12 protein-coding genes are annotated in these 13,281 nt (G+C 66.0%); 3 read left to right on the top strand and 9 right to left on the bottom strand.

The window, feature by feature from the left end; translation table 11 throughout:
- Window positions 1-2: 2 nt before the first annotated feature.
- The 7 genes from hflX to dusB form a co-directional block, all read right to left on the bottom strand.
- On the bottom strand, window positions 3-1,352 hold the full coding sequence (gene hflX, locus Q0071_RS22255; RefSeq protein WP_298174763.1) for a GTPase HflX: 1,350 nt from the start codon (window positions 1,350-1,352) through the stop codon (window positions 3-5).
- Window positions 1,353-1,374: 22 nt separating this feature from the next.
- Window positions 1,375-1,950: an RNA chaperone Hfq gene (gene hfq / locus Q0071_RS22250; RefSeq protein WP_298174762.1), complete on the bottom strand. Its 576-nt coding sequence runs from the start codon at window positions 1,948-1,950 to the stop codon at window positions 1,375-1,377.
- Between the two features lie 238 nt (window positions 1,951-2,188).
- Window positions 2,189-3,574 (bottom strand): sigma-54 dependent transcriptional regulator, encoded by a 1,386-nt coding sequence (locus tag Q0071_RS22245; RefSeq protein ID WP_298174761.1) that lies wholly within the window; start codon window positions 3,572-3,574, stop codon window positions 2,189-2,191.
- Between the two features lie 26 nt (window positions 3,575-3,600).
- On the bottom strand, window positions 3,601-5,868 hold the full coding sequence (locus Q0071_RS22240; RefSeq protein ID WP_298174760.1) for an ATP-binding protein: 2,268 nt from the start codon (window positions 5,866-5,868) through the stop codon (window positions 3,601-3,603).
- Between the two features lie 111 nt (window positions 5,869-5,979).
- Window positions 5,980-7,413, bottom strand: a complete 1,434-nt coding sequence (locus Q0071_RS22235; RefSeq protein ID WP_298174759.1) for a sigma-54 dependent transcriptional regulator — start codon at window positions 7,411-7,413, stop codon at window positions 5,980-5,982.
- Window positions 7,410-8,525, bottom strand: a complete 1,116-nt coding sequence (locus Q0071_RS22230) for an ATP-binding protein (protein ID WP_298174758.1) — start codon at window positions 8,523-8,525, stop codon at window positions 7,410-7,412. The genes Q0071_RS22235 and Q0071_RS22230 overlap by 4 nt, the downstream gene beginning before the upstream one ends.
- Entirely contained in the window at window positions 8,522-9,550 is a 1,029-nt protein-coding gene (gene dusB / locus Q0071_RS22225) for a tRNA dihydrouridine synthase DusB (RefSeq protein WP_298174757.1), read from the bottom strand. The genes Q0071_RS22230 and dusB overlap by 4 nt, the downstream gene beginning before the upstream one ends.
- 74 nt (window positions 9,551-9,624) lie before the next feature.
- Here dusB and Q0071_RS22220 point away from each other — a divergent pair, with 74 nt between their 5' ends.
- From Q0071_RS22220 to Q0071_RS22210, 3 genes are read left to right on the top strand one after another with little or no spacing between them, the layout of a single operon-like run.
- The gene (locus Q0071_RS22220; protein WP_298174756.1) at window positions 9,625-10,782 is read left to right on the top strand and encodes a bifunctional 2-C-methyl-D-erythritol 4-phosphate cytidylyltransferase/2-C-methyl-D-erythritol 2,4-cyclodiphosphate synthase; all 1,158 of its coding nucleotides are present in this window, start codon (window positions 9,625-9,627) and stop codon (window positions 10,780-10,782) included.
- A gap of 14 nt (window positions 10,783-10,796) precedes the next feature.
- Window positions 10,797-11,354 (top strand): hypothetical protein, encoded by a 558-nt coding sequence (locus tag Q0071_RS22215; protein WP_298174755.1) that lies wholly within the window; start codon window positions 10,797-10,799, stop codon window positions 11,352-11,354.
- A 2-nt stretch (window positions 11,355-11,356) separates the two neighbouring features.
- A complete protein-coding gene (locus tag Q0071_RS22210; RefSeq protein WP_298174754.1) occupies window positions 11,357-11,860 on the top strand; it encodes a CinA family protein in 504 nt (167 codons plus the stop codon).
- Here the strand turns inward: Q0071_RS22210 and Q0071_RS22205 are convergent.
- Both Q0071_RS22205 and lipA read right to left on the bottom strand, forming a co-directional pair.
- Window positions 11,821-12,282: a type II toxin-antitoxin system RatA family toxin gene (locus Q0071_RS22205; protein ID WP_298174753.1), complete on the bottom strand. Its 462-nt coding sequence runs from the start codon at window positions 12,280-12,282 to the stop codon at window positions 11,821-11,823. The two genes, Q0071_RS22210 and Q0071_RS22205, sit on opposite strands and share 40 nt — an antisense overlap.
- Before the next feature lie 4 nt (window positions 12,283-12,286).
- Entirely contained in the window at window positions 12,287-13,228 is a 942-nt protein-coding gene (gene lipA / locus Q0071_RS22200) for a lipoyl synthase (protein WP_298174752.1), read from the bottom strand.
- Between the last annotated feature and the right edge of the window lie 53 nt (window positions 13,229-13,281).

Below are 13,281 nucleotides of genomic sequence, written 5' to 3'. Positions count from 1 at the left end.
GCTTAAAGTTGGACGAAGCGCCCCAGCTCTCGCGGCGTGAGGCGTACGGTCAGGCGCTGAACCGGCGCTCCATCTTCGTCCTCGATCTGAACCTCGGACATCACTTCGCCGTGTGCGTGAAGCCACGCGAGCTTCTGGCCGTCCGCCATCGGCACCGAGAGTTCCAGGATCCGCGCGCCGCCGGTAAGCAATTCGCTCAGCAGCGCAACGAGCTTCTCGACCCCCTCGCCCGACTGCGCCGAAATCGGCACGACCTGCCGATCAGGCACCCCGGCGGCAATCAGATCACGGCGCATGGCGCTGTCATCATCAGAGAGCAGGTCCCACTTGTTCCACGCTTCGATGATCGGAACCGAGGCCCCCTCCTCTCCGATCACCCCCAGATCGGCGAGGATTTCCTCGACCTCGAGCTTCTGCGCGGATGTGGCGGGATTGGCGATATCGCGCACGTGGACGATGACGTCAGCTGCAGTGACTTCCTCCAGCGTCGCGCGGAAGGCGGCAACAAGCTGCGTCGGCAGTTCTGAAATGAACCCCACTGTGTCGGAGAGGATCGCCTTTTCGAGGCCCGGCAGGCGGATAGCCCGCATCGTGGGATCAAGCGTGGCGAAGAGCAGGTCCTCGGCCATGACATCCGCACCGGTCATTCGGTTGAAAAGCGTCGATTTTCCTGCGTTGGTATAGCCGACGAGCGCAATTACCGGCCACGGCGCGCGCTGGCGGCGCTCGCGGTGGAGCGTGCGCGTGCGGCGGACTTGTTCGAGCTCGCGCCGGATGCGGGCCATGCGGCCACGGATCAGGCGGCGGTCGGCCTCGATCTGGGTTTCGCCCGGGCCGCCGAGGAAGCCGAAGCCGCCGCGCTGGCGTTCAAGGTGGGTCCAGCTGCGCACGAGGCGGCCGGCCTGGTAATCCAGGTGGGCGAGCTCAACCTGCAGCCGTCCCTCGGCTGTGGCGGCTCGCTCGCCGAAGATTTCGAGGATCAGCCCGGTGCGGTCGATGACCTTGCGTGCGAGTTTGTCTTCGAGATTGCGCTGCTGGATTGCCGAGAGCGCGCCATCGACGATGACGAGTTCGGCATCGGACTGCGCAATGGCGACTGCGATCTTCTGGACCTGACCTTCGCCGAACAGGGTGGCGGGGCGGACCGCGCGGATCGGAAGCGCGAAGGCATCGACGACATCGATGCCGATCGCGCGGGCGAGCCCCTGCCCTTCCTCCAGACGGGATTCGGCGTCCAAGCCTGGTCCGGTCTTGGCGCGCTGGCGCAAATCGGGGAGGACAACGACGGCGCGGGCGCCGCGTGTCACTTCCCCGACAAGCTCGGTTTCGCGGCCGAATTCAAATCCGCTCATGCGGCTCGGCCTGTTTCAATGGTCAGGATGGTTCGCCGTCCCACTCACCGGAAAGGTCGACGTGGCCAGCGGGCTGGATCGTCGAAACAGCATGCTTGTAGGCGAGTTGCACATAGCCCTCGCGTTCGAGCAGCATGCAGAACAGATCGTAGGCAGCAACGCGGCCCTGAAGCATGACGCCGTTCACCAGGAACATCGTCACCTGCACGCCGGCATCGCGCACGCTGGAGAGGAACACGTCCTGCAGCAGGCGCTTCTTCGCGCCTTCGTCGTTGCTCGGCGCGAAATGCGCGGCGGCAAGCTGCTGGCCCGGCATGATCGTCGAGATCGCATGCTTGTAGACCAGTTGCGACTGGCCATCGCGGCGCAGGAGAATGGAGAAGTTATCGAACCAGGTGACAATGCCCTGCAACTTGACACCCTTCACGAGAAACATCGTGACGGGAATCTTGTTCTTTCTCAAGAAGTTGAGAAATACATCCTGAAGGTTCTGTCCCTTTCCGGCAACGAGCGAAACCGGCGGCGGTGCGGCGGCTTCGGGTGCGGGGGCGGTTTCGACCTTGGTGCGCGGGCGCGCAGAGAGGGTTCTGCCGGTCATTTTGGTATGTCCTTTCGTCTTTTTTTTGGTGCCGTAACGCTCTCTGGCGTTCAGACACGATCTGGCAGGGCCCGCACTCCCCCCTTTTCTTCATCGGCCAAAGCCGAATCTGATCAAGGGTTTGCGCGGCGCCACAGCCGGTCAGCAACCATCATTCTATGTCGGGTTCATGTCTTAGTACAGGGGCAAAATGGAGCAATCTGCGCCCCCGCGTGCTCTGGGCCCGCTCTGGGACAGCTCAATCCAGCTCTTCGTCCTCGCGCCGCTCGGCCATGCCGAGGAGCTTCAGCTTGCGGTGCAAGGCCGAGCGTTCCATGCCGATGAAGCTCGCGGTCTTCGAGATGTTCCCGGAAAACCGGCGGATCTGGACCTTGAGATACTCGCGCTCGAAATTCTCGCGCGCCTCGCGCAGGGGCACCCCCATCAGCGCCGAAGTGCTTGAATCACCGCCAAGCCGGGTGGTGACGATTTCGGCCGGCAACATATCGGCATCGATGCGGGTGAGCCGCTCGCGCGGGGCCAGAATGATCGTGCGCTCGACCACGTTGCGCAACTGGCGGACGTTGCCGGGCCAGTCGTAGCTCTGCATCGCGGCGATTGCCTCGGGCGAGATGGCGGGTGGCTGCACGCCCTGCTCGTTGGCATAGCGCGAGAAGAAATGGTCGGCGAGCGCGGGGATATCCTCGCGTCGCTCGATCAGCGAGGGGATCGAGACGGGGACCACATTGAGCCGGTAGAAAAGGTCTTCGCGGAAGCGGCGTTCGGCGATTTCCTTTTCGAGCGGGCGCGACGTGGAGGAAACCACGCGCACATCGACGCGGATCTGGCGGTGGCCGCCCACGCGCACGAACGATTGCTCGGTAAGCACGCGCAGGATGCGGGCCTGGCTGGAGGCAGGCATTTCAGCGACTTCGTCGAGAAACAGCGTGCCACCGTCGGCCATTTCGAGCAGCCCTGCCCGCACCAGTTTCCCGTCGATTTCCTCGCCGAACAGTTCCTGCTCGAAGCGCTCCGGGGTGATGCGCGCGGAATTGACGGTGACGAAGGCGTGATCGGCGCGCGGGCTCCACGAATGGAGCAGGCGCGCGGCGACTTCCTTGCCCGAGCCTGCCGGGCCGGTGATGAGGAGGCGGCTGCCGGTATTGGCCACGCGCTTGAGCGTCGCGCGCACGGCATTGATCGCATTGGAATTGCCGGTAAAGCCATCGGACATCGAAAGGCCCTGCCGCAGCCGCGCGTTCTCGCGGCGCAGGCGTTCGGTCGCGGTCGCGCGCTCTACAAGGAGCAGCAGACGCTCGGCCTCGAACGGCTTTTCGAGGAAATCCATCGCCCCGCGCCCTATGGCGGAGACTGCGGTATCGATGTTGCCGTGGCCGGAGAAGATGATGACGGGCAGTTCGGGTTCGCGCTTCTTGATCTCGTCGAGCACTTCAAGCCCGTCCATCGGGCTGCCGTGGAGCCAGACGTCAAGGAGGACGAGGCTGGGTCGGCGCTCGTCAACCGCGGCGAGCGCAGCGGTGCTGTCGGCCGCGGTGCGGCAGCCGTAGCCTTCGTCGCTGAGCACGCCGGCGACAAGCTCGCGGATATCGCGTTCGTCGTCCACGATGAGGATATCGAGTGCCATTGGTCGGTTGGTCCTGAAGGTCTGGTCTAGCGGTTGACGGGAACGGACGTGGCAGGGGCTGCCGGCGTATCGGTGACGGCCTCTGCCGCGATGGGATTGCGCGCAAAGCGCATGATGACCGAAGTGCCGCCCGCTTCATTGGGAGCGAACGCCATGGCGCCGCCATGCTCCTCGACGATCTTGTTGACGATCGCGAGGCCGAGCCCGGTGCCCTTCTCGCGCGTCGTCATGTAGGGTTCGAGAATGCGGTCGCGTTCGGCCGGCAGCCCAACACCATTGTCGGCGATGGTGACGGTGACGGCATGACGGTCTGCGGCGAGGCTCACCGCGATGCGGCCGCGATAGGCGATATCTTCTGCCCTTGCACGTTGCTCGATCGCTTCGATGGCGTTCTTGAGCACATTGGTCATCGCCTGGCCGATCTGGTGGCGGTCGGCCTCGACAGGCACCTGCGCCTCGCCCTCGAAGGTAAAGGTGATGTCGCTGTGTGCCACTTCTTGCAAGAACAGCGCCTGCCGGACGAGATCGCTGGCATCCTCCGCGCGGAACACTGGCTTGGGCAGGCGCGCAAACGATGAAAACTCGTCCACCATCTGCCTCAGATCGCCGACCTGACGGATGATCGTGGCGGTCAGTTCCTCGAACAGTTCGGGGTCGGTCTCGATCTGGCGGCGGTAGCGGCGTTTGAGGCGTTCGGTCGCCAGCTGGATCGGGGTCAGCGGATTCTTGATCTCGTGCGCAATGCGGCGGGCAACGTCGGACCATGCCGCGCGGCGCTGGTCGAGCAGCTGGCGGGTGATGTCCTCGAAGGTGATTACGTGGCCGTTGCGGTCTGCCGTGACCTTGACGGCCAGTGTCAGCAGGTCCCCGCCCTTGGCATAGTGAACAACGCCGCTGCGCTCGCCACCGGCGACGAACTGGGCCAGCTGCGGCGCGATATCGGCCAGCGGTGCGCCGATGGGATTGGGGACGTTTTCATCCGCCCGCGCTGGCTGCAGCAAGGTCTGGGCCGAGCTGTTCATCAGGCGGATCGCGCCTTCGCGGTCGATCGAGACGATGCCCGCCGTGATCGATTCCAGCACCGCTTCGATGAACGCGCGGCGCACTTCGAGCTGGGCATTGGCGCTGACGAGGGCCTGGGTCTGCGCCTCCAGCTGCGCAGTCATGCGGTTGAACGCGCGGGCGAGCAGGCCGACCTCGTCGGTACCGTTGCCAGGCTGTACGCGCATCTCGAAATTGCCGCTGCCGACATTGCGCGCGGCCGAGACGAGTTCGATCAGCGGGGCCACCTGCCGATCGGCAAAGCGCAGCGCGACCCATACGGCGAGCGCAACGAGCGCAAGGCTGATCACCAGCAGCGCGATGTTGAACCGCAACTGCAGCGCGCGGGCGCGGCGGGAGAGGAAATCGTAGGCCTTGAGCACGCTTTGCGCACGCTGCCACTGGTTGAGCGCCAGCTGATCGGAATTGCGAGCGACATAGAGGTAGATGCCGCGCGTCCGGTCGACCGGGGTCACCGCCTCGATCCGGGCGGCCGAAGCGGTGACGACGACGGGTTCGCCCCCATCGATCCGCGCGAGTTCCGCAGGCGTGATCCGCTCGCGCTGCTCACTGCGCGCCGGATCGACAATGGCAGCGGTGCGCAGGGTGCCGTCAGGGCCCTTCTCGATGATCGCGGATTCGTTGAGCCTGCGGTTGATGACCTGCCACGAATAGCCCTCGGCGAACTCCTGGCTGGTGATCGCTGCCTGCCCCAGATAATCGCGCAGGTCCCCCGCCATCGCGACGCTTTCGTTGCCGACATCGCGCAGCTTGTCCGCATAGTAGCCCCGCGCGAGGCTGTTGGCATTTTCGAGCATGCCGCGCGAGTTGTCGGAGAACCAGAACTCGACCCCTGACTGGAACAGCAGCGAGGCAAAGACCACCACGAGCAGTGTGGGGATCGCGGCGATGAGCGAGAAGAGCCAGACGAGCCGCACGTGCAGCCGCCCGCTGCTTCCCAGCACGCTGCGCGCTGCGCGGCGCAGCGCGAGCCGGCGGCCGATGAGCACGATCAGTGCCATCGCGGGCACAAGAGTACCGATCAGCAGGCTGGCGGTGAGCCGCGAGGGCAGCAGTTGGTTGGCGTTGCCGTTGGAGGAAAGCGCCATCCAGGTGACGGTGACCATCAGCGCCAGCGCCATGGTCGCGGTCATTTCCAGCAGCAGGAAAACGTTGGCGCGGCGCATCATCACCAGAAGGCGGCGATACCACCTCGGTGAGCGCCGCATGCCGCCTTTGCCGTTCTGAATCATCGTTGCGGATGTACAACACTGCTGTTGCACCATTGCAAGCCGAATCGACGAAACTACCTGTAATCGCGGCAAACGACATGTGGCCCCCGGGTGACGGGGTTCCAGAAGCCGTCAGCCGCGCGCGACCGCTTCCTCGGGATCGATCGACAGTTCGGACAGGCGCTTGCGCAACGTGTTGCGGTTTATCCCGAGCAGGCGCGCAGCGCGCAGCTGGTTGCCGCCAGTAGCCGCTAGCGCATGCAGGAACAGCGGGCGCTCGAACGCAGCAAGGGCGGCACTGTAGAGTTCGCCCTCGCCCGGCTCTTCCTGCACGAGCCAGTTGGCCAGCGCTTCGGCGAAATCGGCGGCGACGGCAGATGCGGCAGGGCCGGGTTGCGGCTGCGCGCGGTCCTGCGCCAGCAGCGGCTCGATGGTCGCCGCATCGATCACTTCGTCGCGGGCGAGCAGCGCAAGGCGATAGACGAAATTGCGCAGTTCGCGCACGTTGCCGCGCCAGGGCTGGCGTGCCAGCAGCGCGGCTCCGGCTGCGGTCAACTGGCGGCGGGGCAGCCCCTCCCCCGCAGCGCGGACGAGGAAGTGGCGGGCCAGCGCTTCGATGTCATCGGCCCGCTCCCGCAAGGGCGGCAGCGAAATCGGCACGACAGCGAGCCGGTAGTAGAGATCCTCGCGGAACATGCCGGCGGCGATCATCGGCTCGAGATCGCGGTTGGTTGCCGCGACGATGCGGCAATCGAGCGTGATTTCCTCGGTCCCGCCGACACGGCGGATGCGGCCCGATTGCAACGCGCGCAGCAGCCGGGTCTGCGCCTCCAGCGGCATGTCGCCAATCTCGTCGAGGAAGAGCGTGCCGCCGCGCGCCTGCTCGAACTTGCCGATGCGGCGGGTGACGGCACCCGTGAAGGCGCCCTTCTCGTGGCCGAAAAGCTCGCTTTCGATGAGGTCGCTGGGAATGGCGGCGGTGTTGACGGCCACGAAGGGACCCGCGCTACGCTTGCCTAGCTGGTGGATCGCCTCGGCCACCAGTTCCTTGCCGGTGCCGGATTCGCCAAGGATCAGCACGGTCAGATCATTGCGCAGCACGCGCGTGATCATCCGGTAGACCGTCTGCATCGCAAGGCTGCGGCCGACGAGCGGCAGGCCGGGGGCAACGTCTTCCGCCACGTCATCGAGGCTGGCACTCTCGCTGGCGCCAATCGCCTGCCGCACGGTGCGGACCAGTTCATCGAGATCGAAAGGCTTGGGAAAGTACTCGAAAGCGCCGGTATCGCTTGCGCGCACGGCGGTATCGAGCGTGTTCTGCGCCGAGAGAATGATCACCGGCATGTGCGGGGCAGCCTCGCGCACGCGGCCCAGCGTTTCCATGCCGTCGCCGTCGGTCAGCACTACGTCGGTGAGCATCAGGCCGTACTGTCGCTCCGCCAGCAGCCCATCACGATCAGCAATCGAAGCGCAGCGCCAGACATCGTATCCCTCGGCCTCGAGCGCGGCGGTGATGACGAGCGCGATGGAGGCGTCATCTTCGACAAGAAGGATGCGGCTCTTCATGGCTTGGCGCTTCCAGCAACGGGCAGGTGCAAGCGAAAGTGCGTCCATCCGCGCAGATCGTCGCGGTCGTGCGTCACGCGTCCGTTCATCTCGCGCACCAGCTTCTGGACGAGCGCGAGACCCAGGCCCTGCCCGTTCTTCTTGCCCGTCACGAAGGGATCGAAGATGTGATCGCGCAGCGCCGGATCGATGCCGGGGCCATTGTCGCTGACGCGCAGCTCGATCGGTAGGCGCAGCGGCTTGCCCCCGGGGCCGGCATGGAGCTGGATGCCGCTGGCGAAGCGCGTGCGCACGGCAATGCGCGGCTCGCGTGCGGTTTCGCAAGCTTCCCGCGCATTGGTGAAGAGGTTGAGGAGGACCTGCACCAGCGCATCGGGATTGGCCATGACCGGCGGGAGTGAGGGATCGAACTCCTCCTCGACCACGAACCCGCCATGCCCGGCGGCCACCACGGCCTGTGCGCGGCGCACCGCTTCGTGGAGATTGCAGGCCGTTCCCGGCTCGCGGCCCCGGCGGGAGAGCGATTGCATCTGGTCGACGAGCTTGGCGATGCGGTCGACTTCGCCGGTTATCAGCTCGGTCAGCGCGCGGTCGGTTTCGCCCAGCTTGCGGCCAAGCAACTGCGCGGCGCCGCGGATACCGGCGAGCGGGTTCTTGATTTCGTGGGCGAGCACCTCGGGCGCGCGCAGCGGCGTGCCCTCACCCGCCCCGGCACCGCCGCCGTCGCCGGAAAGCGCCTCTACGCCGACACCTTCGCTGAGTGCGAGAAGCTGCCAGCCCGGGCAATAGGCTACCGGCGATGTCATGACGTCGATCCGGCGCGCGGGTGCACCGAGGATGCGGACGAGCGAATCGCGTGCCAGAAGCTGGGCCTCACCCTCGGCGAGGCGGCGCAGGATGAGCGGCTCCTCGAAGGCGAAGACATCCTCAACAACCTTGCCGAAGAGCCTGCGGGCGCCCTGCCCTGCCAGCTGTTCGGCGGCGGGGTTGGCGGCGGCGATGGTCAGATCGGGCGCAAGCGTGAACACCGCCAGCGGTAGGCTGGCAACGATGCGCTTGGCGTCGGGCCGCGAGCTGTCGCCGACCTTGCGCCAGTCGGCCGGACCGCTCATGCCGCCGCGCGGTTTGCGGGGGCAGCCATGGCGCGGCCGTAGAATTCAGCCAGTGCGGCGAGCACGGCCTTGGGATCGTCGATGAAGTTCACGCGGTTGCGGAACTCGGCCGACCCGGGAAGGCCCTTGGTGTACCAGCCGAGGTGCTTGCGCGCCATGTTTACGCCTGTCACCGTGCCATAGTGCTCGAGCATGGTGTGGTAATGCTCTGTGATCAGGGCATATTGTTCGGCGATGGTCGGATCAGCGCGATATTCGCCGGTATCCAGCCAGTGCATGACCTGGCCGAGCAGCCACGGGCGGCCATAGGCGCCGCGCCCGATCATCAGGCCGTCTGCGCCGCTCTGCTCGATGGCCTGCGCGGCATCCTCGATCCCGCAGATATCGCCGTTGACGATCACGGGGATCGAGACGGCGTCCTTCACGCGGCGCACGAAGCGCCAGTCGGCTGAACCCTTGTACATCTGGTTGCGGGTGCGTCCGTGGACGGTGATCATCTGAGCGCCAAGGTCTTGCGCAATGCGCGCAAGCTCGGGGGCATTGAGGCTGTCATGGCACCAGCCCATGCGCATCTTGACCGTGACCGGAACCTTGACCGCCTTGACCGTCGCTTCGATCAGCGCGGTGGCGAGCGGGATGTCGCGCATCAGCGCCGAACCGCAATCGCCGCTGACGATCTTGCGCACCGGGCAGCCCATGTTGATATCGATGATCGCCGCGCCCTTGGCTTCGGAAATCCGCGCCGCTTCGGCCATTTGCGCAGGCTCGTTGCCCATGAGCTGCATCGAGACAGGCTCTTCGGTCGGGTGCCAAGCGGCCTTCTGGATCGACTGGCGCGTCTCGCGGATCGCGGCAGGGCTGGCGATCATTTCGGTCACGTTGAGGCCCGAGCCGAAGCGGCGGACCATGGTGCGGAACGGCAGATCCGAAACGCCCGTCATCGGCGCGAGCACGACAGGCTGCGCGATGCGCACGGGGCCGACCATGATCGGCTTGAGCTCGGGCGGGGCGGGAAGTTCACTCATCGGGGTCTGCCTAAAAAAGAGGCATGCGCTTAGTCGATTGCGCGGTTTGCGGCAAGGACTGTAAGGGGCGGTGCATGAACGCGCCGTCCCCCGCATCCGTCGCCGCTGTTGTCGTCGCTGCCGGCCAAGGCCTGCGCGCGGGCGGAACGGTGCCGAAGCAGTTTGCGCTGTGGCGCGGAAAGCCGTTGGTGCGGCATTCGGTCGAAGCGCTCGCCAAGGCGGGGGTTTCGCCCATCGTGGCGGTGATCCCCGCGAACTGGGAAGACACCGCAGTGGAAGCGCTCGCCGGGGTGCCGGGCGTTCGTTTCGTCCACGGTGCGGCGAGCCGGCAGGGATCGGTGCGCGCGGGGCTGGAGGCGCTGGCAGGCGATGCGCCCGGCCATGTGCTGATCCACGATGCGGCGCGGCCTGATCTCTCGGAGGCGGTGATTGCGGCGCTTGTGGCGGCACTCGAAGGCCAGCCCGGCGCCATTCCGGTGCTGCCGGTGGTGGACAGCGTGGTACGCGGGGCAGACGGTTTGCGCGGGGCCTTTGTCGAGCGCGATGGTCTGTACCGCGTGCAGACCCCGCAGGCCTTCCGCTTCGATGCGATCCTTGCCGCGCACCGGGCGTGGGACGGCGCTGCGGATGCAGGTGATGATGCCGCCGTTGCCGAAGCGGCGGGGCTGGTGGTCGCACTCGTTCCGGGTGACGAGCGGCTCAAGAAAGTGACCTTTGCGGAAGATCTGAAGGATGACGGCATGACACACCCCGCCGTGCGCACCGGCATGGGCTACGACGTTCACCGCCTTGCCGAAGGCGAGGAACTTTGGCTCTGCGGCGTGAAAATCGAGCATTCCAAGGGCCTTGCGGGGCACTCTGATGCTGATGTTGCGATCCACGCGTTGGTCGATGCACTGCTCGGCGCGGTGGCGGCGGGCGATATCGGTGATCACTTCCCGCCTTCGGATCCGCAGTGGCGGGGGGCCTCGTCCGACCGGTTCCTTGCCCATGCGGGAACACTGGTGGCCGGGGCGGGTTATGCCATCGGCAACGTTGATGTCACGATCATCTGCGAGGCTCCGCGCATCGGTCCGCACAAGGCGGCCATGCGGGCACGGCTCGCTTCGATTCTGGCGATTGACATAGCTGCGGTGAGCGTCAAGGCGACGACCACCGAGCGGCTCGGCTTCACCGGTCGCGGCGAAGGGATTGCGGCGCAGGCGGTGGCCACTGTCATCGCGCGCGGCTGAAGGAGTTGCGGTTGATGTCGCTGATAGGGAACCTGGTCTGGGGCGCGGCGCTCGTCTCGCTGGGCGCGGCCGAAGTGGCGGCTGCGCAGGAACCGGCCTGCCTCAGTGAGCGCGAGGTGACGAGCCTTGTGACCTATGCGCTGCCGGTGGTGATGAATTCCACGATGAAGGCCTGCCGTCCGCAGCTCTCGCCGCAGGGCTATTTCGCGACACAGGGCACCTCGCTGGTGCAGCGCTATGCGGTGCGCAAGAGCGCGGCCTGGCCGGAAGCGCGCGCGGCGCTGGTCAAGCTCGGCGGCAATGACGACAAGCTCAAGGATATCGTCTCGAACCTTTCGGACGAGGCGCTGCAGCCTTTCGCGGAAGGCATGGTCTCGGCCGTGGTGACCAAGGGAATCAAGCCGGGCCAATGCAAGGCGATCGAGCGCGCGACGCGGCTGCTATCGCCCCTGCCCCCCGAAAACACGGCGGAGCTGGTGACGTTCATCCTCGTTCTCTCGGACAAGCCGCAAGTGCGCGGCGCGGTGGGCGCGGCGAAGAAGTCCGACCTGCCGATCTGCCCGGCGGCCTGACCATGGACACGCTTCTCCCCCTTGAACTGACCACGCTCGCCGCGCGGGTGATTGCCGAAAACAAGGCTGCCGGCCGGATGGTCGCCGTGGCCGAAAGCTGCACCGGCGGGCTTGTCGCGGCGGCGCTTACCGAGATTGCCGGCTCGTCCGCAGTGGTCGACCGGGGTTTCGTGACCTATTCGAACGAGGCCAAGCACGAGATGCTCGGCGTCTCGACCGACCTCATCGACACGTTCGGCGCGGTTTCGGTAGCGGTCGCCTGGTCGATGGCGCAGGGCGCACTCAAGCATTCGCGCGCGGCAGTGGCCGTGGCGATCACCGGGATCGCCGGGCCAGACGGCGGAACCGAGCAGAAGCCGGTCGGCACGGTGGTCTTCGCCAAGGCCGAGCGCGGCGAGGACCCTGAGGCGGTGGTGGCTGAACAGAAAGTGTTCGAAACCGCCAAGACCCGTGCCGATGTGCGCCTTCAGGCGGCGCTGGTCGCGCTCGAGCTTCTGCTACCGTAGACCTTTTCCGCACGCGTTTCGAACGCGGCGACCATCTTGCGGAACGCGCGGTCGAGATACTGGCCGGCGAGCGCTTCGAGAATCGCACTGCGGAAAGTGAAATCGACGTTGAAATCGATCACGCAGCCGCCCCCTTCGTCCGCGCGGAACTCCCAGGTGTTCGAGAGACGCTTCAAGGGCCCATCGAGATACTCGACCGCGATACGGTTCGGGCGCTCCTTGATCACGCGCGAGGTGAACTTTTCGCGCAGTGCACTGAAGCCGACCATCATGTCCGCCACCATCTCGGTCTCGCTATCGGACTTGATGCGCGTGGCAACGACCCAGGGCAGGAACTCCGGGTAGCGCTTCACATCGGCGACGAGATCGAACATCTCCTCGGCCGACCAGGCAAGCCGCCGCTGCTGGTTGATCACCGGCATGGGATCAGCCCCTCGCGGCGGCCTTGGCGAGCTGTGCTTCGCGGGCGGCGCGCATTTCGGCGAAGTCCTCGCCCGCGTGGTAGCTGGAACGGGTCAGGGGGCTTGCCGCGACTTGCAGGAAGCCCTTGGCACGGGCAATCGCGCCATAGGCGGCGAAGGCTTGCGGCGTCACGAAATCGATCACCGGCGCGTGCTTGGGCGTGGGCTGGAGGTACTGGCCCATGGTGAGGAAATCGATCCCGGCGGAGCGCATGTCATCCATCACCTGATGCACCTCAAGCCGCTGTTCGCCAAGTCCGAGCATGACGCCCGACTTGGTGAACACGCGCGGATCGTGGTGCTTGACCTCTTCGAGCAGGCGCAGCGAGGCGTAGTAGCGCGCGCCGGGGCGGATCGTGGGATAGAGGCGCGGCACGGTTTCGAGGTTGTGGTTATAAACGTCGGGCCCCGCGGCCATGATCGCTTCGACCGCCGCGCGCATCTTGCCACGAAAATCAGGGGTGAGAATCTCGATCGTGGTGTTCGGCGTTGCGGCGCGCAGGGCCTGAATGACCTTCACGAACTGGCCCGCGCCGCCATCGGGCAGGTCGTCACGGTCAACCGAGGTCACCACGATATGCTCAAGGCCGAGCTTGGCGGCGGCTTCCGCGACATGGCCCGGCTCGCTCGCGTCGACCTTGCGCGGCATGCCGGTCTTGACGTTGCAGAACGCGCAGGCGCGCGTGCAGACATCGCCGAGGATCATCACCGTCGCGTGCTTCTTGGTCCAGCACTCGCCGATGTTCGGGCAGGCCGCCTCTTCGCACACGGTGTTGAGCCCGAGACTGCGCATGAGGCCGCGCGTTTCCTCGTAACCCTTGCTGGTCGGTGCCTTGACCCGGATCCAATCGGGCTTGCGGGGGCGCGCAGGTCGATCTGGCGCGGCAATCGGGGACTGATCGTTCATGGCGGTTCAGATAGGCGCATGAAGCATGACTTGAAAGATGCATTCGTAGGCGG

It is taken from the genome of Novosphingobium sp. (genome assembly GCF_027486195.1).
In the GTDB taxonomy this organism is placed as follows: domain Bacteria; phylum Pseudomonadota; class Alphaproteobacteria; order Sphingomonadales; family Sphingomonadaceae; genus Novosphingobium.
This window is presented reverse-complemented; position numbering and strand designations above follow the sequence as displayed.

Bases quoted from the DNA above. Each gene is read 5' to 3' on its own strand.
- hflX (WP_298174763.1), bottom strand. From the start codon at position 1,352: ATGAGCGGATTTGAATTCGGCCGCGAAACCGAGCTTGTCGGGGAAGTG.
- hfq (WP_298174762.1), bottom strand. From the start codon at position 1,950: ATGACCGGCAGAACCCTCTCTGCGCGCCCGCGCACCAAGGTCGAAACC.
- Q0071_RS22245 (WP_298174761.1), bottom strand. From the start codon at position 3,574: ATGGCACTCGATATCCTCATCGTGGACGACGAACGCGATATCCGCGAG.
- Q0071_RS22240 (WP_298174760.1), bottom strand. From the start codon at position 5,868: ATGATTCAGAACGGCAAAGGCGGCATGCGGCGCTCACCGAGGTGGTAT.
- Q0071_RS22235 (WP_298174759.1), bottom strand. From the start codon at position 7,413: ATGAAGAGCCGCATCCTTCTTGTCGAAGATGACGCCTCCATCGCGCTC.
- Q0071_RS22230 (WP_298174758.1), bottom strand. From the start codon at position 8,525: ATGAGCGGTCCGGCCGACTGGCGCAAGGTCGGCGACAGCTCGCGGCCC.
- dusB (WP_298174757.1), bottom strand. From the start codon at position 9,550: ATGAGTGAACTTCCCGCCCCGCCCGAGCTCAAGCCGATCATGGTCGGC.
- Q0071_RS22220 (WP_298174756.1), top strand. From the start codon at position 9,625: ATGAACGCGCCGTCCCCCGCATCCGTCGCCGCTGTTGTCGTCGCTGCC.
- Q0071_RS22215 (WP_298174755.1), top strand. From the start codon at position 10,797: ATGTCGCTGATAGGGAACCTGGTCTGGGGCGCGGCGCTCGTCTCGCTG.
- Q0071_RS22210 (WP_298174754.1), top strand. From the start codon at position 11,357: ATGGACACGCTTCTCCCCCTTGAACTGACCACGCTCGCCGCGCGGGTG.
- Q0071_RS22205 (WP_298174753.1), bottom strand. From the start codon at position 12,282: ATGCCGGTGATCAACCAGCAGCGGCGGCTTGCCTGGTCGGCCGAGGAG.
- lipA (WP_298174752.1), bottom strand. From the start codon at position 13,228: ATGAACGATCAGTCCCCGATTGCCGCGCCAGATCGACCTGCGCGCCCC.